This is a genomic window from Sphingomonas montanisoli (assembly GCF_008274695.1).
Taxonomy (GTDB): Bacteria; Pseudomonadota; Alphaproteobacteria; order Sphingomonadales; family Sphingomonadaceae; genus Rhizorhabdus; species Rhizorhabdus montanisoli.
On the sequence record NZ_VTOU01000002.1, the window covers coordinates 955,129 to 978,734 of the forward strand.

16 protein-coding genes are annotated in these 23,606 nt (G+C 58.1%); 13 read left to right on the forward strand and 3 right to left on the reverse strand.

Annotated elements, in window-relative coordinates; translation table 11 throughout:
- Positions 1-12: 12 nt before the first annotated feature.
- A complete protein-coding gene (gene nadC, locus FYJ91_RS10350) occupies positions 13-858 on the forward strand; it encodes a carboxylating nicotinate-nucleotide diphosphorylase (RefSeq protein WP_149522151.1) in 846 nt (281 codons plus the stop codon).
- Positions 859-1,251: 393 nt separating this feature from the next.
- Here nadC and FYJ91_RS10355 read toward each other — a convergent pair whose 3' ends face one another.
- Positions 1,252-2,625: a discoidin domain-containing protein gene (locus FYJ91_RS10355; protein WP_149522152.1), complete on the reverse strand. Its 1,374-nt coding sequence runs from the start codon at positions 2,623-2,625 to the stop codon at positions 1,252-1,254.
- A 128-nt stretch (positions 2,626-2,753) separates the two neighbouring features.
- Between FYJ91_RS10355 and rfbC the strand changes: the two genes are divergently transcribed.
- The 9 genes from rfbC to FYJ91_RS10400 all read left to right on the forward strand — a co-directional run bounded on the left by rfbC (position 2,754) and on the right by FYJ91_RS10400 (position 15,538).
- Positions 2,754-3,320 (forward strand): dTDP-4-dehydrorhamnose 3,5-epimerase, encoded by a 567-nt coding sequence (rfbC, locus tag FYJ91_RS10360; protein ID WP_149522153.1) that lies wholly within the window; start codon positions 2,754-2,756, stop codon positions 3,318-3,320.
- A gap of 15 nt (positions 3,321-3,335) precedes the next feature.
- Positions 3,336-4,397: a dTDP-glucose 4,6-dehydratase gene (rfbB, locus tag FYJ91_RS10365; protein WP_149522154.1), complete on the forward strand. Its 1,062-nt coding sequence runs from the start codon at positions 3,336-3,338 to the stop codon at positions 4,395-4,397.
- Positions 4,397-5,296, forward strand: coding sequence for a dTDP-4-dehydrorhamnose reductase (gene rfbD, locus FYJ91_RS10370; protein ID WP_149522155.1), 900 nt, complete (start codon positions 4,397-4,399; stop codon positions 5,294-5,296). The genes rfbB and rfbD overlap by 1 nt, the downstream gene beginning before the upstream one ends.
- 22 nt (positions 5,297-5,318) lie before the next feature.
- Positions 5,319-6,203, forward strand: a complete 885-nt coding sequence (rfbA, locus tag FYJ91_RS10375) for a glucose-1-phosphate thymidylyltransferase RfbA (RefSeq protein WP_149522156.1) — start codon at positions 5,319-5,321, stop codon at positions 6,201-6,203.
- Positions 6,204-6,271: 68 nt separating this feature from the next.
- Positions 6,272-7,345: a GDP-mannose 4,6-dehydratase gene (gmd, locus tag FYJ91_RS10380; RefSeq protein ID WP_149522157.1), complete on the forward strand. Its 1,074-nt coding sequence runs from the start codon at positions 6,272-6,274 to the stop codon at positions 7,343-7,345.
- Entirely contained in the window at positions 7,345-8,283 is a 939-nt protein-coding gene (fcl, locus tag FYJ91_RS10385; protein WP_149522158.1) for a GDP-L-fucose synthase, read from the forward strand. Before gmd ends, fcl begins: the two co-directional genes overlap by 1 nt.
- Positions 8,284-8,329: 46 nt before the next feature.
- A complete protein-coding gene (locus tag FYJ91_RS10390) occupies positions 8,330-9,610 on the forward strand; it encodes an FkbM family methyltransferase (RefSeq protein WP_149522159.1) in 1,281 nt (426 codons plus the stop codon).
- 7 nt (positions 9,611-9,617) lie between these two features.
- On the forward strand, positions 9,618-14,894 hold the full coding sequence (locus tag FYJ91_RS10395) for a glycosyltransferase (protein ID WP_149522160.1): 5,277 nt from the start codon (positions 9,618-9,620) through the stop codon (positions 14,892-14,894).
- Positions 14,891-15,538: a sulfotransferase family protein gene (locus tag FYJ91_RS10400; RefSeq protein WP_149522161.1), complete on the forward strand. Its 648-nt coding sequence runs from the start codon at positions 14,891-14,893 to the stop codon at positions 15,536-15,538. The genes FYJ91_RS10395 and FYJ91_RS10400 overlap by 4 nt, the downstream gene beginning before the upstream one ends.
- A 33-nt stretch (positions 15,539-15,571) precedes the next feature.
- On the opposite strand, the gene FYJ91_RS10405 is transcribed toward FYJ91_RS10400, so the two are convergent.
- On the reverse strand, positions 15,572-17,134 hold the full coding sequence (locus FYJ91_RS10405) for a glycosyltransferase family 2 protein (protein WP_181008443.1): 1,563 nt from the start codon (positions 17,132-17,134) through the stop codon (positions 15,572-15,574).
- Complete coding sequence (locus FYJ91_RS10410) at positions 17,127-18,170, reverse strand: glycosyltransferase (protein ID WP_149522163.1); 1,044 nt, start codon at positions 18,168-18,170, stop codon at positions 17,127-17,129. The genes FYJ91_RS10405 and FYJ91_RS10410 overlap by 8 nt, the downstream gene beginning before the upstream one ends.
- Positions 18,171-18,404: 234 nt before the next feature.
- Between FYJ91_RS10410 and FYJ91_RS10415 the strand changes: the two genes are divergently transcribed.
- The 3 genes from FYJ91_RS10415 to FYJ91_RS10425 are packed head-to-tail and all read left to right on the forward strand — an operon-like array spanning position 18,405 to position 23,491.
- Positions 18,405-18,842 (forward strand): tetratricopeptide repeat protein, encoded by a 438-nt coding sequence (locus FYJ91_RS10415; protein ID WP_181008444.1) that lies wholly within the window; start codon positions 18,405-18,407, stop codon positions 18,840-18,842.
- Between the two features lie 26 nt (positions 18,843-18,868).
- Positions 18,869-22,603, forward strand: coding sequence for a glycosyltransferase (locus FYJ91_RS10420; protein ID WP_149522165.1), 3,735 nt, complete (start codon positions 18,869-18,871; stop codon positions 22,601-22,603).
- Entirely contained in the window at positions 22,604-23,491 is an 888-nt protein-coding gene (locus tag FYJ91_RS10425; RefSeq protein ID WP_149522166.1) for a glycosyltransferase family protein, read from the forward strand.
- Positions 23,492-23,606: the final 115 nt, after the last annotated feature.

Here is a 23,606-nt window from a genome sequence, read left to right on the forward strand (position 1 = left end):
ACGGGGTTTCTGATGACCTTTGATCTAGAGAATTTCGACCTTTCTGCATTCGTTGCCGCCACGCTGGCCGAGGATATGGGGCATGGGGGGGATATCACCTCCGCCGCGACGATCCCTGCCGATGCGCGCTTCGAGGGCGTGATGGCGAGCCGCGATGCGATTTCGGTCGCGGGGCTGCCGATCGCGGAGGCGTTTTTCCGGGCGCTCGATCCCCGGGTCGAGATCGAGATGCTGGTCGAGGATGGCGCGCGCGTCGCGAAGGGCGCGGTGCTGATGCGGCTGAAGGGCAGCGCGCGCGCGATGCTGACGGCGGAGCGATCGGCGCTCAACACCGTGCAGCACCTGTCGGGCGTCGCGACGCTGACCGCGCAATATGTCGATGCGATCCGGGGGACGAAGGCGACCCTGCTCGACACGCGCAAGACGATCCCGGGCCTGCGCGTGCTGGAGAAATATGCGGTGCGGATGGGCGGCGGGACCAACCATCGCATGCGGTTGGATGATGCCGCGATGATCAAGGACAATCATGTCGCGGTCGCCGGTGACATCGGCGAGGCGGTGCGCCGCGCGGTGGCGGCCGGGATCGCACGCGTGATCGTCGAGGTCGATCGCGTCGACCAGATCGAGCCTGCGCTCGCGGCGGGCGCGACCCATCTGCTGCTCGACAATATGGATCCGCCCACGCTGCGTGGCGCGGTGACCCTGGTCGGCGGACGCGTGCCGACCGAGGCCTCGGGCGGAGTGCGGCTCGACACGATCAAGGCGATCGCCGAGACGGGCGTGACGTTCGTGTCGGTGGGCCGGCTGACGCAGTCGGCGGCGGCGGCGGATATCGGGCTGGATTTCACGGCGGTTTAGGGCGCGGCTGCCCCCTCCCAATTCTTCATTGCGAGCGTAGTGAAGCAATCCAGGCCCGAATTAGAGAGGCTCGCGACCTAACTCGAATGCGGGCCTGGATTGCTTCGTCGCCTGCGGCTCCTCGCAATGACGAGAGGATTGTCGCCCGTCACGGCTTCGGTGACACCTGCGACGAGTCTCGCTGGGGAGCGGACTATGTGGCTAGGACGATGACGGCGATGGCGCTCGCGCTGATGCTGACGGCCTGCGGAGGCGGCGGCGGGGCCGTGTACTCCACGCCGATGCCCGCTCCCACTCCCACTCCGACCCTGATCGACGCATCGGTCAATGTCGCGGATGCGCCCCTTGATCCGGGGGCAACATTGCGGCTTAGGTTACGGTGGTAACCGCTGATTAAATTTCTTCGTCTGGCGGAGCTTTGGCACCAAAAACCTGCACACGGCGGAGGTGGAGAATGCCCGAACCCATCAGACGAATCCGCACAAAGCGTGCGCGGAACGGTTCGGCGAAATCGACGCGGTGCGGCGACGCGGGATCGGCGGAAACATCGTGGGCGTCAATCTTCACATGCTCGATCCGCCACTGGTGCGAATCCGCCGAACTTTCGACGTAGAAGTTGACGAAGCGCGCCGTCTGGCCAGCGCGGTTGATGATAGTGACGGCGTGTACCTCGCAATCTTCGAGAAGATCGACCAGCCACCACGGTTCGCGTTCGCGATTGGTGTGAAAGCCGTGATCGTCGAGAAGTTGGGCACCGTTCGCACCCGCAGCCTCGCGGACCGGATCGTCGGTCCGCGACCACGCAGAAGTGGAGCTGACGAGCGAAGGTTTGCAAAGGGCGAGGTCGAAATCGGGCATGTCAGGGGACCGTTCAGGAGCAGGGCGCGGGCGAAGGCGGTTCATCGCAGCGTGATCTGACCGCGCTGCGAAAGCGGCGTGGAGTTGGTCCTCGTACTCTTCGACTGGGTAGCGGATGAGCGCCTCGTGCACGTCGCTACCGGGAAAGAAGAAGTCGCGAGGTTCGTTTTCGGCGATCACCGATCGAATGAATGGGCGGCGACCTAGAACCGAATGAGCGAGGGCGCCCGGCTTGTTCGCCTTTGGATCGTCGAGCGCGATGCGCGGACGATAGTTAAGATGCTTGGTGTCGACGAACTCGCTGATCTCGGCAAAGCTGAGCCCAGCGCGCATCCCCACCGATGGCACGAATGGCTCGCAGAAGGGCCATTGCGCCAATTCGCCCCGGCGGAACGCAGCGCCCATGTCGCGTCGGGTGGCTGCCAGAGTATCGACAGCGCGATCGGACATCAGCATGAAGAATAGAATCGATCGCCACGGATTGTCGAAGCAGGCGGCGGCATTATCGTGCCAGTGCCACGGCGGGGCGGACGGCATCACCTGATGCGTGACAATATCGATGCCGCGATCCATAGCCGTGCGAACCATGGGTTCAAGGTCTGCATTCACCGCGAGATCGGATTCCGATGTGAGATAATAGGCGTAACCGGGAAGCCGATCGCGTAGGATATAGGGGCCGTAATCGACATTGTACCAGAGCGAACTGCCGGGGGGTTCGACGATCAAGCCGATCGCGCTGGTATCCTCGGTGTGGCTGATAAGCTCATATTCGGTGATGCCCAGCGGCCCGCGCGTCTCATCGGCGAGAACGACCTGCCTTGCGGACGGGCAGGCAGCGAAGAAGCGCCGCGCCAGTTCACGGATGTCATCATCCCAGGTGTAGGTTCGGAAGGCGGCAACATAGTTCATAATCTGGTGGGTCTCCGCCGCGCTTCGTGCCGCCCCATAGCCGCTTCGGCAAGGAAATCATTACCATGATGTTGGTGCTTCGTGCGCAGGGCGGCTAAGGTGGATCACCGGCAAACAGGAAGGGCATCGTGACAGCGTCTCCCATTAAATTGATCGAAACGCGTCGGTTCGGCGACGACCGTGGCTGGTTCATGGAGACGTTCCATGCGGAGAAGTGGGCGGCCCAGGGCGTTGACGTATCGTTCGTTCAGGACAATCACAGCTTGTCGGCCAATGTCGGCACAATCCGCGGCATACATTTCCAGGCGCCGCCGCATGCGCAGGCCAAGCTAGTGCGCTGCGCGCGCGGCGCGATTATCGATTATGCGGTCGATCTGCGCAGAGGATCGCCGACCTATGGCAAATTTGTCGCGGCGGAGCTTTCGGCGGAGAATGGCAAGCAGCTGTTCGTGCCGGTGGGCTTCGGCCACGCCTTCGTGACGATCGCGCCCGATACCGAGGTGCTCTACAAGGTGTCGGACGTCTACGCGCCCGAATGCGACGGGGGTATCCGCTGGGATTGCCCGAGGCTGGGGATCGACTGGCCGCTGCCCCCCGAAGGGCCGACCCTGTCGGGCAAGGACACGACCTTGCCGGTGCTGGCGGAGTTCGATAGCCCCTTTACCTATGATGGCAATCCGCTTCTGCCGCTCTGATCCTCAGGAGTTCTGATGCGTATCCTGGTTACTGGAGGGGCCGGCTTCATCGGCTCCGCGCTCGTTCGCCATCTGATCGGCGAGACCGATCATGAGGTGCTCAACCTCGATAAGCTGACCTATGCAGGCGTGCTGTCGTCGGTCGCACCGGTCGCCGAAAGCCCGCGCTATCGCTTCGTGCAGGGCGACATTTGCGACGCCGAACTGGTGGGCAAGCTGTTCGCCGAATTCCGGCCGCAGATCGTTGCGCATCTCGCCGCCGAAAGCCATGTCGATCGCTCGATCGATGGACCTGGCGAGTTCATCCAGACTAACATTGTCGGTACCTTTACCATGCTGCAGCAGGCACTTGGCTACTGGCAGGGGCTGGAAGATGCGGAGAAGGCGGCGTTCCGCTTCCACCACATCTCCACCGACGAGGTGTTCGGATCGCTGGGCGAGACCGGTTATTTCACCGAGACGACCGCTTATGACCCGCGTTCGCCTTATTCGGCGTCGAAGGCGGGATCGGACCATCTGGTGCGCGCATGGCACGAAACCTACGGTCTGCCGACGCTGGTCACCAATTGTTCGAACAATTACGGGCCATATCACTTCCCCGAAAAGCTGATCCCGCTGATCATCATCCGCGCGCTGGGCGGCGAGCCGCTGCCGGTTTATGGCGACGGTTCCAACGTGCGCGACTGGCTGTTCGTCGAGGATCACGCCCGCGCACTTCGCACCGTGTTCGAAACCGGCAAGCCGGGTGAGACATACAATGTCGGCGGCAATTCGGAACGGAAGAATCTGGAGGTCGTGCACGCGATCTGTGCGACGCTCGATCGCCTGCAGCCGCGTGCCGACGGCAAAGCCTATGCCGACCAGATCACCTTCGTGACCGACCGGCCGGGACACGACCATCGTTATGCGATCGACGCGTCGAAGATCCGCGACGATCTCGGCTGGGAGCCGCGCGTGACCTTCGAACAGGGGATCGAGACGACGGTGCGCTGGTATCTCGACAACCGGAAGTGGTGGGGCGACATTCTGTCCGGACGCTACGACACAGGCCGGCTTGGCCTCGCCAAGGCGGGGTGATGCGGCGGATACTCGTCACGGGCGGCGCGGGGCAGGTCGGCATCGAGCTGGCGCGGCAGGGATGGCCTGCAGACGTCGAGCTGTTGCTGCCGATGCGCGAGGAACTCGATATCGGGTCGGCCGAAAGCGTCGCGGCCTTTTTCGCGGCACATGAACTGGCGGCTGTCATCAACCCGGCCGCCTATACCGCCGTCGACAAGGCCGAGAGCGAGAGCGAGGCGGCGTTCCTGGCCAATGCGGTCGGACCGAAGCTCTTGGCCGAGGCGAGCGCCCGGGCCGGCATTCCGATCGTCCATGTCTCGACCGACTATGTGTTCGATGGGACCAAGGATGAGCCCTATGTCGAGAGCGATCCGGTCGCGCCGCTCGGCGTCTATGGCGCGTCGAAGCTGGAAGGCGAGCAGACGATCGCGGCGGGCAATCCGCGATCGGTGATCCTGCGCACCGCGTGGGTGCTGTCGGCGCATCGCGGCAACTTCCTCAAGACGATGCTGCGGGTGGGCGCGACCAATCCCAAGCTGCGCGTGGTCGCCGATCAGATCGGTTGCCCCACATCGGCGCACGACATCGCCGAGGCGCTGCGCATCATCACGCTGCGGCTGATCGAGGACGAGCGGGCGCCTACCGGCACCTATCATTTCGTCAATGCGGGCGAGGCAAGCTGGCACGATCTGGCGACCGAGATCTTTCGGCTGAGCGCGAGGTCCGGCGGGGCCGCTCCGCAAGTCGAGGCGATCACCACCGCCGAATATCCGACGCCCGCGAAGCGCCCGGCCAACTCGCGGCTTTCGACCGCAAAGATCACCGCCGATTACGGCATCCACCCGCGCGACTGGCGCGCGGGCGTTCGTGACATCATCGACGAGCTGGCGGGGCCGGTGGCCCAGACCGGCGCCTGACGATCACATTGGGGAATAAGACGTGAAGGGTATCATTCTCGCCGGCGGTTCCGGCACGCGGCTGCATCCGATGACGCTGGTGACGTCGAAGCAGCTCATGCCCGTCTACGACAAGCCGATGATCTATTATCCGCTATCGACGCTGATGCTCGCCGGCATTCGCGAGGTGCTGATCATCTCGACGCCGCGCGATACGCCGAGCTTCCAGGCGCTGCTGGGCGACGGGTCGCAGTGGGGCATGGAGATCCAATACGCCGTTCAGCCGAGCCCAGACGGGCTGGCGCAGGCTTATATTATCGGCGCGGAGTTCGTCGGCAAATCGCGGTCGGCACTGATCCTGGGCGACAACATCTATTACGGCCACGGATCGACCGACCTGTTCAAGAGCGCGCTGACCCGGCCCGATGGCGCGACCGTGTTCGCCTACCATGTCAGCGATCCCGAACGGTACGGCGTGGTAGAGTTCGACGCGAAGATGCGCGCCATCTCGATCGAGGAGAAGCCGGCGGAGCCACGTTCGAACTGGGCGGTGACTGGACTCTATTTCTATGACAGCCAAGTGATCGACATCGCGCGAGACCTGAAGCCATCTGCGCGCGGCGAACTCGAGATTACCGATGTCAACCGGGTCTACCTCGAGCAAGGCAGGCTTTCGGTTGAGGTGATGGGCCGCGGCTATGCCTGGCTCGACACCGGCACGCCCGACAGCCTGCTTGAAGCGGCCGAATTTGTCCGCACGCTGGAGAAACGGCAGGGCTTCAAGATAGCGGCGCCAGAAGAGGTGGCGTTCCAGCAGGGCTTCATCAATGCGGAGCAACTTGCCGACTTGGGAAGAGCCTTGGGCAACGGCGCATATGGAAACTACTTGCGGCAACTCGCGAGCTCGGCTGTCGGGCAAAAGGTTTGAACCATCGGCTGACTGCAGCTAGTCGGATCGATAGGTAAGGGCGCAACATTCTCAAAGGAAGTGGTTAAATGGGGCATTGTGAACGGAAAGTCGCGCTCATCACGGGGGTAACCGGGCAGGATGGCGCGTATTTGTCCGAGTTGTTGCTCGAAAAAGGCTATGAGGTGCACGGGCTGAAACGGCGCTCGTCCTCGTTCAATACGGGGCGCATAGAGCATCTTTATCAGGACCCACATCAGCAAAATGTGAAGTTTCAACTACACTACGGCGATCTCACAGACTCCACGAATCTAATCCGCATAGTTCAGGAGGTTCGGCCAACCGAGATCTATAATCTGGCGGCGCAGAGCCATGTGCAGGTCAGTTTTGAGACGCCAGAGTATACTGCCAATGCGGATGGCATCGGGACATTGAGGTTGCTGGAGGCCATGCGCATCCTGGGCATGGAAAAAGAAACACGGTTTTATCAGGCATCGACTTCCGAACTATATGGCTTGGTCCAGCAGGTCCCCCAGAGCGAGCGGACGCCGTTCTATCCCCGCTCTCCCTATGCCGCCGCGAAACTCTACGCATATTGGATTGTCGTCAATTATCGCGAAGCATATGGAATGCATGCTTCGAACGGCATCCTATTCAATCACGAGAGCCCATTGCGTGGCGAAACCTTCGTCACGCGGAAGATTACGCGTGCAGCCGCAGCGATAAAGCTGGGCCGTCAAGAGCGTCTCTGGCTTGGCAATCTGGATGCGAAGCGCGACTGGGGACACGCGCGCGAGTACGTGCGTGGCATGTGGCTGATGATGCAGCAGGACGAGCCAGACGATTACGTTCTGGCCACCGGCGAGACGACGACAGTCAGGAAATTCGTCGAGTGGGCTTTCGCCGAAGTCGGGATACAGATCGAATGGAGAGGCACCGGTATCGACGAGAAGGGCTATTGCGTCGAAAGTGGAAAATGTTTGGTGGAGATCGATCCACGATATTTCCGGCCTACCGAAGTCGATCTTCTCATCGGGGATCCAACCAAAGCAAAGGATAAGCTCGGTTGGAAGCACGACACGCCAGTCCGTGACCTCGTAAGCGAGATGGTGCGCGAGGATTTGATCGTCATGCGCGACGCCCCGATCGCGAAGGATGCGTGATGTATACGCTCGACAGGAAGAGAATATTTGTCGCAGGGCACCGCGGTATGGTCGGCTCGGCTATTGTCAGGCGGCTTGAGCGCATCGACTGCGACATCATTTACGCGGATCGAGCGCAGGTTGACCTCAGGAACCAGGCGCAGTGTTTCCAGTGGTTCGAAGAGAATAAGCCGGACGCGGTATTCCTGGCTGCGGCAAAGGTTGGCGGCATTCTCGCAAATGACAGCCTGCCAGCCGAATTTCTTTACGATAATATGATGATAGAAGCGAACGTCATCGAGGCATCACGCCAAGTTGATGTTGAGAAATTACTCTTCCTTGGATCATCATGCATTTATCCGAAATTTGCGCAGCAGCCGATATCCGAGGAATCGTTGCTTACAGGCTCCCTCGAGCCGACTAATGAGTGGTACGCCATCGCAAAGATAGCCGGCATAAAGCTTTGCGAGTCGTATCGCAAACAATATGGTCTCGACTTCATTTCTGCTATGCCGACAAACCTATACGGTCAAAACGATAATTTTGATCTTAGGTCGAGTCACGTTCTGCCTGCGTTGATAAGAAAATTTCATGAGGCGAAGGTTGCGGGCAGTCCCGCTGTTGAAATTTGGGGCACTGGTTTGCCACGTCGGGAGTTCCTTCACGTAGACGATCTTGCCGATGCGTGTGTTTTCCTGATGGAAAACTATTCCGATGGTCTGCATGTTAACGTCGGATTTGGCAGCGATATTTCAATTATCGAGCTGGCGGAGCTCGTCGCGCGGATTGTTGGCTTTGCCGGGCGGATCGAGCGTGACGAGAGTAAGCCAGATGGCACTCCGCGCAAGCTTATGAGTTCCGATCGCCTCAACGCAATGGGCTGGCACGCCCGCATCAACCTGGAAGCCGGAATAGCGGACAGCTATGCATGGTTCTTGGAGAGCAAGTGGTCGGATTAATTGGCATTTATCGTAGCGGACGGGTCTGGCGCTAGGAGATCAGTGCATGGTGGAGCGTAAGACAATTCTCGATGCGGAGAGTGAGGAGCGGGCTGCGACCGTCCTGCCATCCGCCGGCGAGCGCGAGCCGCTGCTGCTTGTCGGTGTCGAGCAGGACGCCGTTACTATGGAGCGTGCGGCTTTTACTCTGGCGAGCGCAAAGCGCAACGGTAAGGGTGCTAACGCGCTTGCCAACTTTGCAACGAATTTGTTGCTCCATGCCGATAAGGCTGAAGGCCAGCTCTTCCAGGATCTGTTTGTCCTGCACTTCCTGAACTTCAAGCGTGGCGGATATTTTGTCGAAGTAGGAACAGGCGACGGCAAGCTGATTTCCAATACCTATCTTCTTGAAAAGGAATATGGATGGAAGGGAATTGTCGTAGAGCCAAACCCTGTTTTCAAGGATTCTCTATTACAGAATAGAAATTGTACGATTTCAACGGACTGCTTGCTCGACGTGAAAGGGCGTTCGGTCACTTTCAACTGCCAAGCTGATCCGGAATTTTCGGGAATATCATCGGAATATCTAGGGACAAGCGGAAGCTCACTTGGAGCGGAGCATGCTGCTCGCCGTCCGGAGGATCTAAAAAAAATCGTCTTCATAACAAATACGCTCAACGATCTACTGACGGAACACGAAGCGCCCACGGTCATAGATTACCTGTCGTTGGATGTGGAGGGAGCGGAGTTTCCAATTCTCAGAACCTTCGACTTTGAGAAGTGGGAGGTTCGCTGCATCTCGGTCGAGCATAACTGGAGCCCGATGCGCGTCGATATGAATGAGCTTTTGGTTAGCAAAGGCTTTTGTCGCGTGTTCGAAGAAATCTCGCAATGGGACGATTGGTACGTCCAACGCAGCCTTCTCGATGGAAGGGACGACGCGGCGCAACTGCTTCGGACAGACGATACGCTCGATGACGCCGCCCAGGCGAACGCCTTCGTCACCAGAGCTATAGAGGCCCTTGATAGGGGCGAACCCGATGTCGCGATAGCATTGTGCGAGCGTGCTGCCGTTCTCGCCCCGGCATCACCGAGTGTTTATCGCACCCTAGCGGATATTGCCCAACGACAAGGGCGCCCGGCTGCTGCCATCGAGCATTGGAAGCAGGCAATCTCGACCGATCCCGCTGATTATTGGGCTCATATCGGCCTTGCAGAAGTCTATTTAGCACGCGGGCAGATCGAAGAAGCGTGTGGCCTTCTGATCGCGGCTACCAAGCTGCGCGAAAGCCCGGCGGAGGCAGAGAGCTTACTTCGCGGTGTGCGCACGGGCGGTTTCGCCGTTTAGATCATATATGTCGTTCGAAGTATTGATGCGATTGGATCAGGGAAAAATTGTGGAAAATACGGCAGGGGATCTTTGTAATATTGTATCCAACGCGTTTGAGGTTTGTCTGATTACGCCCGTTTTTAACGGATCGGAGTATATCGACGACACAATACAGTCTGTCCTGTCTCAGTCTGGCGATTTCATCCTGCGCTACCACGTTCAGGATGGTGGATCTAACGACGACACGTTGACCAAACTCGCCGAATGGAAATCCAGAATCGAAAGCGGGTCTTGGCCGCAGTTCTGTCGCAAGATCGTCTTCACCTTCGCTACGGAGCGAGACGGGGGGATGTATGACGCCATCAACAAGGGATTTAGCGCCGCGTTGCCGGACGGCGATAATGTGTTGATGGGTTGGATTGCAGCGGATGACCGCGTCGCGCCGGGCGCGTTCGCTACGATATTCAATGTAAAGCGACAGTTCCCGGAAATCGAACTGTTGGGCGGCCGCACGAGCTTGCTGGATGTCTCCGGCAGCATCCTCGGGGTCGGCGCGATCCGCGGGTTTTCGCGGGCGTGCGTTGCGGCCGGACTGCATGACGGGCGGACCATGCCTTTCATCATGCAAGAGGGGACATTTTGGTTTTCGCGCCTTTGGAAGTTGATCGGGGGCCGGCTTGACCCGCGCTTCCGACTGGCAGGTGACTGGGATTTGTGGCGGCGGATGGCGCAGCACGCGCCCTATTTTTCGATCGATTCCGTTTTAGGTTTCCATCGCCGCCGACCAGGCCAATTGTCCGAACAAATGGGGCGCTATTACGCAGAGATCGACGACGTCCTCAGCGAGCCGATCGGTGTAGCCGAAGATCGGCGCATGCACTCTGCGGGCGTATTGGTACCGATCGACCGCAACGTGCCTCCGACGTTCCGGACTGCTTATGATGAAACCGCCCGCGATTTCGCCCGACTGCGCATAAATCTGGAGGGATTCCGGGCAAGCGTTCACGCATCGGTCGTGGTGCGGTTCAACCTGGACGCCCGCGTGTGGGAGAAGCTGGAGGGGTTCGGAGGATTGCCGGGGGCCCCGCTGCTACTGTCGTCCAAGGGGAAGGCGGACGTCGCTTTGTCGGTGTTGGCGACGAGCGGCCTCGCGAGCGCCGAAGGCCCTTATCCCGAACTGGGCCTTGTCTCCGAAGTCAGATGGATGCGCGAATCCTTGGCTGTCGGCGAGGTCGTCGTCAGCAAGCCCGGCAGGTATACCGTCAGGGTTCGATGCCGAAATTGGTATGCCGACCAGCATGTCTCTCTGATGCTCGAGGATATCGAACTTGGCGGCATGGCTGTGGCGTCGCTTGGAAATGAACGAGATATAGAACTTAGAGTCGACGTCGAATTGGCCGCGGGCTCGCACCGTCTGGCAATACAAGCCAAAGCGTTCCCCGGGCTCGACCGCTATCTCCTGATCCTCGCCTGGGAACTGGAGCCGGTTATTGATCTTGCACCACTCCATGTCACCCCTGTCGATCGACGCTCCTCTGCGATTGCTGCCCGGATAAGTCGTCCAGCGCCGGATCGCGCCTGGCCGCGAATATCCGTCGTGGTGCCCACCAGGAACCAGGCGCAATATATCTCCGATACACTCGATTCGATCCTACGGCAGGCTTATCCAAATCTTGAGTTGATCGTGGTCGATGGCGCTTCGACCGACGTAACGCGCTTGATCTTGGAACGCTATGCCAAGCACATCACTGTTCTTATTTCAGAACCCGATGAGGGCCAGAGCCATGCGATAAACAAGGGCATGTTCGCGGCTAGCGGAGAGATTCTCACGTGGCTTAACAGTGACGATCTGTTCGCAGACGGCGCGCTGCACGCCGCAGCCTTCGCGTTTATGACGAGCGGTGCAGACATCGTCGCCGGCGTGTGTGATATATTTGGTGAAGATAATATCGTCCAGCGGCGGCACCTGCCATGCGTGCTGGGTGAGAACTTGCCGCTCGCGTCTATATTGGATCTCGAAAACGGGTGGTTGAGGGGACAATTTTTTCACCAGCCGGAAGTGATGTTCACGCGTGATATCTGGGAGCGCGCGGGCGGCAGCGTCGACCAAGCTCTGTTTTATTCGATGGACTATGATTTGTGGGCTCGCATGGCAAAGTGCGGCGCCCGCATCGCGGTGATAGGGCGTACGATTGCCCAGTTCCGGACTCATCGTTTCCAGAAGACCAGCACGGTCGATGCTTACCTCCCCGAACTGAAGGAGCATGCTGTGGCGCTCCGCCAAAAGGAGGGCCTGCCCGTAATGCCGCCGCCCCGGGCGTTGAGATCGTGTCTGCGCATCGTTCTGTTCAACGATTATGGCCACAAATATGGGGCCGGTCTGGGGCATGCCCGATTGGCAAAGGCCCTCATGATGGCGGGGCATGAGGTCCTGTCGCTGGCCTACGCGGATTTCGACTATGGGCGCCCTCGCGACGTGTCGGAGCAAGACGTCGCCGGCCGCATCGCTGAACTGCGTCCAGACCTCGTAGTGATCGGCAATCTCCATTCGATCCGCGCAGATTTCGACCTCATTGCTCCTTTGGTGAGTCTTGGAATTCCAACGATATTTTACGCGCACGACCAGTGGATAGGCACTGGCCGCTGCGGTTATGCGGGAGAGTGTACGCGGTACCTGTCATCCTGCACCAGCGAGTGCCCGTCAGCGTCAGCCTACCCCGTTTTAGCCGCGCCGCTCATCGAAGAAAATTTTCGGCGTAAGAGGCGGAATCTTGCGGCTGCGTCGCGCGCTCCTTTCGCGGTGCTGACGAATAGCAATTATATGCGAAACTGGCTGACGTCAGCGTTGCCAGGCGACGGTTGGGCGCCAGTGCATGTGGTTCCGATAGGCTTGGAAACCGACATCTTCACTTTGGGCGATAGGTGGCGGGCGCGGATGCTGCTGGGGCTCCCGCAGGATAAGTTTATCCTGATGACCGCCGCCGCTAATGTCGCGGATGTCCGTAAGGGAATGCCGCTCCTGTTGGATGCAATCTCGCTATTGCCGGATCCAGAAAACCTGCTGCTGATCGTCATGGGCTTCGGTTCGGGGCCCCACGATTTGCCGTGCGAGGTGAGATATACGGGATATCTAAGTCAACAAGAAATCATAGCGTTACATTATCATGCAGCGGATCTGTTTGTCGGTCCAAGCCTCGAGGAAGCCTTCGGTCAAACATATATCGAAGCCGCAGCATGCGGAATTCCGTCCGTCGCGATAAGGGTGGGAGGCACCGAGGACGCCATCATACATCGGACGACCGGCCTGTTGATTGATCGACCGGACCGGGTTCTTTTGGCAGAGGCACTGAAAGAACTGTGGCAGGACGATTGCCTACGGCGAAACATGGGAACAGCCGCGCATATCCACGCCACGAACAGTTATAGTCTGGAAGTCAGCGCTGCTCGCCTTCTTGCTGTGCTGGCAAATGAGGAGCGGCTGTCGCTGGATTGCGCTCCGAACGTCTCGTTCACTCCGGGGCCCTCTCCCGAGCCCGATGTAACCTATATCGTTGGTCCCAACGATCGCGACGACAGCATTGAAGATCGACCGTGCTGGGTTCCGCTGCAGTTCATATCGACCGAGGATCGTGGAGGCGGCGGCGAGCACATGCCCGCTCAATTCTGGTGGACCATCGGTACCTTCAGTCGCCTTCTGTTAAAGGCGGATACAGCCGGCCAACATAATCTCCATTTGCGCTATCATAACGACCTGTCTGACCAACTCCTCGGCGTGAGCGCAAATGGGGGCAACGTTACAACAGTCGGACTTCCGGCGATGGATCTGGTGGTAACCCAGGAGGTTATCCTAGCATTCGAACTGAATGCCGGTTGGAACAGGATCGACCTTACCCTCGCCAAATCGCGATCGGACCCCACGCATGAACGCGACTTGGGGCTGCTCATCGAAGATCTGAGCGCGTGGCCCAGCGATGCAGGCCGCGCGGCTTCGGTCCCGGATAGCTTGTACGAACTGTTGACCGGCTTTTCGCCCATCGAGGCCGCCGTCCCAGATACAAACCTGCCCGCCCATTTCAACTGGGCATTCGGCCCTGCGAGTAAGCTTCGTATTTTCAGCGCGAAGAGGGGGCGTCGACACCTGGCTCTGAAGGTGCGAAATTCCCTGCCGGCTCAGCGGTTGACGATCAGCGTGGCCGGGAAGGCCGTGGGTAGCCGAGTGCTCGCCACGACGACGCTGGAGGATTCAGCCCAATTGGTGTTCGAAGCGGAATTCGGCGTAGGTTTCCATCCGGTTGTCGTAAGCGCCAGTGCGGTATCGGCCCCGGACAGCGGTGGCCGGTCGCTCTCCTTCATGTTGGAAGACATCTGCTTCGTCGACGAGGAGGATGTACCTTACTCTGACGAGATCCGCTGGGACTGCAGCGTCGGCTTCAGCGCAATCGAACCCGCGACGCCAGCGCTCGGCCTTGCCGCACCATTCCGATGGCTGATCCAAAAAGATTCGATGCTTGCGTTCGAAAGGGCACAGGCCGGTTCGGTTCGATTCCGCCTGATTTATCGCACACCGATACGGGCTCAATATGCCGATGTCCGTATCAATGGCCAAACCCTATGCAGGCAACGGTTCAGAACCGCCAACCATTTGACGAATGCTGAGGCCGTCTGGGAGTTCGAAAGCGTCAGAGGGTGGAATGAGCTGGCACTCGATTTTGGTCGATCGATTCAACCGGAAGGCGACAGCCGCGATCTTTGTCTGCTGATTGAGGACCTAACGATCGTTGCGATCAAAGAACCGTCGCCTCGCAGCGATGACGATGTCGAATGGGATGACGACTGGGACCACCAATGGGACCAAGATGACGTCGAGGTTCCCAAGGGGCAGTCGGCGACATGGACGCCGGGCGAAGGCCTTGGCGAATTAGACGGACCGTATGAATCGATCGGTGTCGTCACGCCTTTTCGATGGGCGACGGCCGGCCTTTGTTCCGTGATCGTGCATTGTCCGTCCGATGCCACCAGCCTGGTCGAAATTGCGATTCGCAACGAGTTGGAAGGACAAACGATCAACGTCCTACTGGGAGGACAAATTGTCGCTCACTTCGCACCGGTTGCCAACCTTGCAGAGGTAGCGGCGATTTTGCTCCCTTGCGCGTTCGGCCCGGGGGACCACGTCATCCAACTGCAGGCGTCCCGTTCCAAAGATCCGATCGGAGACGAGGATCGCAGCTTGGCCTTCATGCTGGTCGATATTGGCTGTGTCCGTGACTTGATGCCCGATAACGACGTTATCGATCCAGTATGACTATCGTCAAAAGGCGCGTGTTGTGCTGCGGGTTGATGCGGTCTGGGAGCACTTGGCAGTTCAATGTAGTCCGCGAGTATATTGCCCGCGCGACGGGTGAGACCGTCTATGCCGCATGGACTGATGACTACTCCGCCGATACTCCTGCTCTTTGGCATGTCGTAAAGAGTCATCGCCACGACACTGTATTGGAGCCGGGGCCGGATACGATCGTGTCATCGGTAAGGGACGTGCGCGCGGTGGTCGGATCGTTGAAACGTATGGGGTGGCTACCCGCCGACGAAGGCGCCGTGATCGCCCTGGCGAAGGCCTATGTGGCGCAGTCCGAGGCTGTCGGCGAGGTTTCCCACTACGTTATGCGTTACGAAGATATGATGAAACGTCCGACTGATGCCGTGCTCGCGATGGGCTCGGTACTGGGGCTGCCAACGTCGGTCGAATTTGCCAGCGCGGTGGTCCGGCACGTTGAGGCGCTCGAAGCCCCTTCCTCCACCGGCAATGGGTACGATCGAGCAACACTGCTTCACCCGGGTCACATCGGGGCACGCCACAATAACGTTACCATTTCAGAACTATCCCCATCAACCGTAGCGCGGATCGAAGATGTTTGCGCGCAATGGCTGATGAGGAATGGTTACAATTGAACGTCGATCGGGGAACGCCGCTCGATCTTGCTGTCAGCACGGTTCGAAGCTGATTGCCGACAGGCATATCCCGAGAAGTCGAGGGTCGTCAGGTGGTGAGGCGACCTCACTCGGTTTGAACGTGAGCGTGTTGATCTGACCCGCTTGCCAGGCGTCTGACGATCTTTCAATCCGCAATTCGGCGTGGCCGGTCGGCGGAAGTTCGGCTTGGATGATCGCAGTTCCATTCAGGAGAACACCGAGCCGTTGCGGGCCGTTCTGAACGTGCGGATTGTGCGATACTTTGATGACAATAGCATCAATATTGTCGGCGATCCGCATGCGTAGATCGGATCTTGGTCCCGTCGACCAAGTGTGATTGGGCTCCGGGTGCGACCATCCGAGACCCAGCAGATCGGCGAAATCAGCAGCGTGTGCTTCGTCGAATCTAATCTTCGTTCCAGCGCGGAGCGTGGGCACCCGCGCCTGTCCGCTGTGGATAAAGCGAAAGCGCCCAATGGCTAATGCGACATCGGATCCGGGCACGCCGTCAACACGATCGAATACCGTGGGCAGCAAGGTCAAGAAACTGTCTGGTTTCAGTGGCGTGTCAAACGCGACCTCGACCGTAAATACCCCTTTCGGAATTTCCTGTACGGCCAGCGGTTGGTCATCATGCAGGAATTGCACGAGTTGATTGTCAAAATCATTGGAGCCGCTGATTTCCAAGCCATCGGTTTCTAGAGGCGGTGCTAAAAGCGTGCCGCCATTACCGACCAGCCAACGAACGTTATCGGCCATATCCGGATGAGACGCCGGCATCTCGGGATGAAAACCGGATACAAACACGCCGGTCCGCCGCGTTTGCAGCGACCTGAAGCCCTTTTCAGGGAAGAGCAGTCGGTCGACAGCTTCCGGGTAGTCCGTGTACCGCCTGTATACGTCGGCCCATTCCGTCCGGCACAATTCCCCTCGCCGCGCAGAGAAACCGCCGCCGTGATAATGCGCTACGGTTTCGTCCACATATTGCATCAGGGCCCCCGCTTCGAACGCGCGAAACAGGAAGTCATGGTCTGCGCATATTTGCAGGGCCGTATCGTATGGCAGGGATCGCAGCAGAGACGTTCTTGTGAACGTCGCCTGATGGCCCGGAATGAACGGATGCCAATGCCTTGCGATATTGCCGCGAGCCAAGTCGTCTGCAATGATCTCAAACGGCTTGGACTTGTTGAAAAGTTCTAGATTCCCGCTGACGTATACGTGGTTCCCGTAAACAATGTCCGATGTCAGACGAGCGGCAAGCATCATTCTGCTAACGGCGTCGTGCCGATAGAATTGATCGCCAGCATTGAGGAACATGACATAATCGCGGCCTGCCAAATAGGCGGCCTTGTTCATTGCGGAGTATATACCTGCGTCCGGCTCGATGGCGACGACGTCGATAAGGTCTCTATATCGATTCAGAACATCGGACGTGCCATCCCAGCTGCAACCATCGAGGACGACGTATTGGATATCCTCGTGGTCCTGGGCCAGCACGCTTTCGATCGTAAGCGGAAGATCTCTCGCCGCGTTCAGCGCGACCGTGATAACGGTTACACCCTTGCCGTCACCCATGATTGTGCACTCGTCCGTGGGCTGAAAGCCTGATTTGATTGGCGAAATGAGCGGACACATCAAGCGTGCTCCACCTTTTGCCATCGTCAGCTATGATACTCTTGAGCCTATCGACGTCTCTCAGCCAATCTTGGCGACCGGCCGCGACTTTGCGGCGAGCTTCGGAACTAAGTTGTGCGAGTTCCTCTCCCGTCAAGCGCGCAAGAGCGGGAGACGGACCGCTGTCCTCCGAGTCGTACAGCAGTCCCGAACAGCGGTGCGCCACATATTCATTCATCGTCGGCATGTCGGGCGCTACGACGATCTGGCCCTGAGCCATCGCTTCGAGCACCGCCATGCCGATGCCTTCGCGTTCGCGTGGCGCAAAGTAGAACAATGGCTGGTGCGCGACGCGCTCATATTCGTCCCGGCTTTCGAACCATTTCGAAAACGTCAATTCGACGCGATCGCTGGCGCAACTTGCGTATCGCAGCGCTTCATTCGCGTGTGCAAAGTCCGATGCTAGATGGACGTGAAGTCTGCGAATGCCAAGCGCATGCGCCATCTTCACGACAAGCGGCGTAGAGAGATGCTTGCCCGCTCGACGCTCCCAGAAAAAACCGTCAAGGTCTGATGTGTCAATCGGTCGTTGGGTTTCCAGGCCAGGATCGGGGAAGTACTGAAAGTATGATGATTTACAATCTAGTCGCTGCAAAGTTTCGTGATGGCTCCGACTGAAAGAGATAAAGCGACAACGCGCAAATTTTCGCCAATAATCGTCGGATCGACCCCAGGCTCCATCGAACATCGGAATTATGATCATCTTTCCTGGTTCGCTGCATAGGAGGCGCTCGGCTATATATTCAGTCTGCCAAAATACATAACGATCAAAATCCGAAGAGAGGAGCCCTCTCATGATCTCATCGTCCATAAGTGGATGCTCGTCTGGCGATGAATGTAATTCCGTTACGTCGCCGATTTCAGACAATATCTTGCGAAAGAAAGCGCTAGAGCCAGTTTTTGCGTGAAATTTATGTCCGATAAAGCAGATTTTCATTGTTGATCTCGGCGCCTCGGTTGTCGCTACTTCATATCGCGGTAGCGGCTTTCCTTTCGCCTAAATCGTCGGAGCCCGTAAGGCAAGCTGCGCCCTCCTGCCACAATGCTGCGTAGGTTCTGCTTGCTGCGTTGCGCCATCAGCGAGAGTGCGGCACTAACCATGCGAGCGGACCAGGAGTTGAGGTTGAATCGGTTTATAAGGAACGCACTCCGGCGTTGGAGGCGCAGGCGAATGGCAACGGCTATGCGGGAGGCCGATCTCGCGCGCGACGGCGGCAATAAGTGGCGAGCTGCGATGTTGTACGAACGCGTGGTTGAGCGCTTTCCCGATGCTGTCGGCGCGATGGTGCAACAGGGGAACCTTCTGAAAGACTTGGGCGACCTCGATAGAGCGGAGAGGGTTTATCAGGGAGCGCTCGTTTCCGGCGGGGACGAGGGAGACATCAATCTGCAACTCGGGCATCTGTACAAATTGAAAGGGCAGCAAGCCAAAGCGCGACAATTCTACGAGCACGCCTTGGGGGCAGATCCCAATAACGCGCACGCGGCCATGGAATTGGCGCACATGCGAAACATCGCGGCGGGCGATCCTTCGTCGGAAGATCTGTCTCATCCCGCGTTCCTGATTTTCAGGCAGATGGAAATGGCATTTGCGGGTCGTCGTGCCTGATCAGATTTGTCTTTAAAGGTTTAATAATGAAGATTCTTCTCGATCTCCAGGGCGCTCAAACCGAAAGTCGTTTTCGTGGGATCGGCCGGCAGGCTAAGGCCCTGGCGCGTGCCCTCATCGAAAGTGGCGGCGATCATGATTTCCATCTGCTTTTGAATCGGCGGTTGGATCATGGTCTGGAGGAAGTCCTTTCTGACTTCGCTCGGTTAGTCCCTTCCAGCAACCTGCATATATTCGGCGTCCCGGGGGCTGTCGCGGAACGGGATAGCGCCAATCTCTGGCGCACAAACGCGGCCGAGATCGCGCGAGAAGGCGTGATCGCGGCGATCAATCCCGACATATTGCACATTTCATCGCTGTTCGAAGGATATGTGGACGATGCGGTGCTGTCTGTCGGCAGGCTGGATGTCGCCCACAAGACGGCGGTTACGCTCCACGACGTCATACCGGTCATGGATCCCGAACGGTATCTGGGCGAGTCTGCGGTCAAGCGACATTGGCTGCGAAAGGCTCAGTTTCTGAAACGCGCCGACATGTTGCTGGCCGTCTCGGAATATTCCAAGATCGCGGTCGACCAGTGGCTGCAAATTGATCAGCGCCGAGTGCGGGTGATCGGCGCCGGCGTCGATCATTCGTTTAAGCCTGCTAGCGGCATCGATGCCAGCATGCTGAAGCGGTACGGGCTCGACCAGCCGTTTCTGCTATATGTCGGTGCGGTAGATCCGCGCAAAAACGTCGAACTCATTCTTGACGCCTATGCGGTTTTGCCTGAACACATTCGACAATCGCGGATCATAGCTTTCGTAGGACGTCTATTCGAAGAAGAGGAAGGGCGTCTCCGTATTGCAGCGGCAAAGCGCGGTATTTCACGCGATCGCCTTCGTTTTTGTCGCCATGTCTCAGAAGATGATCTTATTGCGCTGTACGGGGCTTGCGACGCCTTCATCTTTCCGTCCTTACTCGAAGGCTATGGATTGCCCATCGCCGAAGCAATGGCGTGCGGAGCGCCAGTATTAGCGGCGAACGCCACATCGCTTCCCGAGGTGATGAAGAACGCGGAATTTCTCTTTGACCCTCGAGATTCCGGTGATCTGGCGAGGCGTCTGCTTAAGATCTTAACTGATGACGGATTTCGTGCTTCCGCGCGGGCCTGGGGATTGGCACGCGCCGGAGAACTTCGTTGGAGCGACGTGGCCGCGCGGTCGATCGCGGCATTTGAAGAGATCGGCGGTGAATCGGCACGTGAGCCTTCACGCCCGCCCCGGCGCCGTCTCAAAATGGCGTTCTTCTCACCGCTGCCCGGCGATAAATCAGGAATTGCTGATTACAGTGCCGAGCTTCTTCCAGAGCTGGCCAGGTTTTACGATATCGAGTGCATCGTTCGGCCGGAAACCGTCGTCACGGATGAATGGATAAAGGCATCATTTCCTATAAGAGACTTTGATTTCTTTAGGAGGAATAGTGACGATTACGATAGAATAGTCTATTCTATCGGAAACTCCCAATTCCATGCTGAAATGCTCGAGCTTCAGCGCCAATATCCGGGCGTTGTGATATTGCACGATTTCTTCCTAAGTGACCTCGTAGACTGGATGAGTCATCATGGAAGCGGGTATGACTATTTCGTGAGGGAGCTTTATCGTTCACATGGTATACCCGCGCTGGTATTCGAGCGCGATTTCGGCAGGGTTCGAGCCGTTGCAGAATATCCGTGCAGCGGGTTGGTCTTTGAAACCGCGAAGGGGGTACTCGCCCATTCCGAATATATTCGCGACGGCGCGCTTCGCTACTACGGCGAGGTGGCGGCTGGCAAAATTGCCGTCGTGCCGCATCTGCGCGCGAAAGCGCACGACTTGGACAGAGCGGCGGCTCGAAGACGTTTGGGGGTCGGCGAGGAGGATTTCCTGATATGCAGTTTCGGGGTTCTCACCCCGCGCAAGCTCAGTCATCAGGTGCTGGAGGCCTGGATAGGTTCGCGCACCTCAAAAAGGGCCGGTGCGACGCTCGTGTTTGTCGGCGAGGGGGCTGTACCCGATTATGTCCAGAGCTTGCGGAGCGAGGCGGAAGCGAGTGGCCTCGACATCCGCATAACGGGCTTTGCCGACCATAAACTGTATCGCGATTACCTTGCGGCTGCCGATCTAGCCGTACAACTCCGCGCAGAAACGCGTGGCGAGACTTCTGGCACGGTGTTGGATTGTTTAGCGGCCGGGGTGCCGGTTATCGTGAATAGGCACGGCCCAGTCACCGAACTGCCGAAAGACGTTGTATACATGCTCGACGAAACCGTCGACCCGGGCGATCTTGCCAGATCTATCGATGAATTAGCCGGCGCCCCCGAAATGCGGCTGAAACGGGTGGAGCGCGCAGCTGCTTATCTCGAAGCGACGCATCACCCCGCGCTGATAGGAGAACGTTTCTTCGAGCTGATCGAACGAGCCGAACGGAAAGCCCCCGAAAGCTTGCAGCAATTGCTTATTCGCGAGGCCGCAGAGATATCGGCGCCGGTAAAACCAGATCTCGATGATCTCCGCCGGCTTTCGCAAGTTTTGGCTGAGGAAAGCCGGCGACCCACGCAAAGATGCCTATTCTACGATGTCACGGTTTTGGCGGAAAGCGACGCCAAAACCGGGATCCAGCGCGTAGTGCGAGCGATTCTACAGCAGCTGATCGACGCATCCCCCGAAGGTTATCGGATTGAGCCAGTGCGCATTGACGGGCGTCAGCTCAAATATGCGAGGGGTTTTCTAGCGGACAAGCTTGGCCTCCCTTCATTGGTGTGCGGTGACGAGCCTATCAAGTTCGACCGAGGTGATATCTATCTGGCCATGGATTGGGTGCCGGACCGCCTGCCCGACACGTTGAGCTTCATGAGCGATATGCGTCGCGCCGGTGTGCGCATCGTCATCGGGGTACACGATCTGCTACCGTTCCACTTGCCTCAACATTTCCCCGATTTCATGCCGGAAGTGATGCGTCGATGGTTTGAAACCGCACTGCGGATCGCGGATCAATTCGTCTGCGTGTCGGCCAGTGTCGCTGACGACGTCGCGCGTTTCGGGGCGGCTCTCCATCAGGGCATGCAGAGCATATCAGTCGACTATATTCATAATGCGGCGGACATAGCAGCGAGCTTGCCGTCGCGCGGTCGACCAGAATCGGCTGATGAGATGGTCGAAGCGATGAACAAGCGGCCAACATTCATAATGGTGGGTACCGTCGAGCCGCGAAAGGGGCACGCGCAGGTTCTGTCGGCATTTGATCGGCTCTGGCGCGCCGGCGTTGATGTCGGCCTTGTAATCGTTGGAAAAAGCGGATGGATGGTCGAAGTGTTGGGAAATCGGCTCGAGCAGCATCCCGAAAAGGACGGTCGATTGATTTGGCTCAACGGCATTAGCGACGAATATCTCGAAGAGATATATAGTTCAGCCTCAGCTTTGATTGCGGCTTCCGAGGGCGAAGGCTTTGGACTCCCTCTGATCGAAGCAGCCCGACACGGCATACCGCTGATCGCACGGGATATACCGGTATTTCGCGAGGTGGCAGGCGAGCACGCCTTTTATTTCTCGGGCACCGGCGCCGCCGATCTGGCAGATGCCATCACGGAGTGGTTGGAACTGTCAGAGCAAGATCGAGCGCCTCAGACCCGTTCGATGCCGTTTAAAACATGGAGGGAGACATCGAGCGATCTCCTGAAACGCATTTTTGATAACAACCATTACCGGATGATCAATAACGCTGAGAGCGCTCAGGGGGTATAAATGTCGGAGAGGATTCAAGCAATATTTCTTCAGACGGCCGATCCTTTCAATTATCTACCGATGTTGCAGGAAACGGCCAAGACGGTGATAGAATACTGTCGTCGGGCTCGATATGGTTACGAAAGTTATGTGGGGATAAAGCGCGGAGTTTGGCCTTGGCAGGCAACGTATAATAGAATTCATCAACTCAATGAAATAATGACACGCGGATTTCATGGATGGTTGATTTATCTAGATGCTGATGCCTACGTCGTCGATCTTGATTTCGATTTAGAGAGTTATTTGCGCCAACATAACGACCGTGCTGCTATTCTCACACCGTCCATGGCTACGGATCATCACTGGGACATCAACGCCGGCGTTGTTCTGATCAATTTAGGGCATCCGTTGGGCCGCGAAATCGTGTCGATCTGGACGCAGAAATTTGCGGCGCTCAGCGATGAACGATTGGCCGCAGCAGAGCAGTGGCTTGATGCCGACAGCGATCAGGACATGATCCAATGCATATTGCGTGAGCGCGATGACATTGCGAGCGCCGTTTATTTGCAAGCAACAAACCTGATCAACTCCAGTTTCGCGACGTTCATACGCCAACATCTTCGGTCGTATACACAAGACTTCGCCGCGCGATTGCGATCGATTTCCGGCGAGGTGGAGGCTGTTCTCGATGGGCGGTCGCCCGACGATCCCGTCCGGGGTTCGTCGACAGTGGGCGCGCAGATCGTGGACGCGGTCTATCGCGGGCTGTTGCGGCGAGATGCTGACGATGCCGGGCGCCAGAATGCGATGGCAAACCTTGAACACTTAGGCATCAATGAAGGCTTGCCAAGGTTGCTCAACGAGGTCATGGGAAGCGAAGAGTTTGCCAACAATATTGCGCGCAGTTGAGCATGAACGGCGCGGCAAATGCCACCCGGTGGGTCGTCCGCGACCTATGCGACCTATGTCTCGATAGTGAATGGCCGAGAGGGTGGATATCTCCGTTGTATTCATCGGGGCTGCG

Bases quoted from the DNA above. Each gene is read 5' to 3' on its own strand.
- FYJ91_RS10355 (WP_149522152.1), bottom strand. From the start codon at position 2,625: ATGAACTATGTTGCCGCCTTCCGAACCTACACCTGGGATGATGACATC.
- rfbD (WP_149522155.1), top strand. From the start codon at position 4,397: ATGCGGCGGATACTCGTCACGGGCGGCGCGGGGCAGGTCGGCATCGAG.
- FYJ91_RS10390 (WP_149522159.1), top strand. From the start codon at position 8,330: ATGGTGGAGCGTAAGACAATTCTCGATGCGGAGAGTGAGGAGCGGGCT.
- FYJ91_RS10410 (WP_149522163.1), bottom strand. From the start codon at position 18,170: ATGAAAATCTGCTTTATCGGACATAAATTTCACGCAAAAACTGGCTCT.
- gmd (WP_149522157.1), top strand. From the start codon at position 6,272: ATGGGGCATTGTGAACGGAAAGTCGCGCTCATCACGGGGGTAACCGGG.
- FYJ91_RS10425 (WP_149522166.1), top strand. From the start codon at position 22,604: ATGTCGGAGAGGATTCAAGCAATATTTCTTCAGACGGCCGATCCTTTC.
- FYJ91_RS10395 (WP_149522160.1), top strand. From the start codon at position 9,618: ATGTCGTTCGAAGTATTGATGCGATTGGATCAGGGAAAAATTGTGGAA.
- FYJ91_RS10415 (WP_181008444.1), top strand. From the start codon at position 18,405: ATGGCAACGGCTATGCGGGAGGCCGATCTCGCGCGCGACGGCGGCAAT.
- rfbB (WP_149522154.1), top strand. From the start codon at position 3,336: ATGCGTATCCTGGTTACTGGAGGGGCCGGCTTCATCGGCTCCGCGCTC.
- FYJ91_RS10405 (WP_181008443.1), bottom strand. From the start codon at position 17,134: ATGGGTGACGGCAAGGGTGTAACCGTTATCACGGTCGCGCTGAACGCG.
- fcl (WP_149522158.1), top strand. From the start codon at position 7,345: ATGTATACGCTCGACAGGAAGAGAATATTTGTCGCAGGGCACCGCGGT.
- FYJ91_RS10400 (WP_149522161.1), top strand. From the start codon at position 14,891: ATGACTATCGTCAAAAGGCGCGTGTTGTGCTGCGGGTTGATGCGGTCT.
- FYJ91_RS10420 (WP_149522165.1), top strand. From the start codon at position 18,869: ATGAAGATTCTTCTCGATCTCCAGGGCGCTCAAACCGAAAGTCGTTTT.
- nadC (WP_149522151.1), top strand. From the start codon at position 13: ATGACCTTTGATCTAGAGAATTTCGACCTTTCTGCATTCGTTGCCGCC.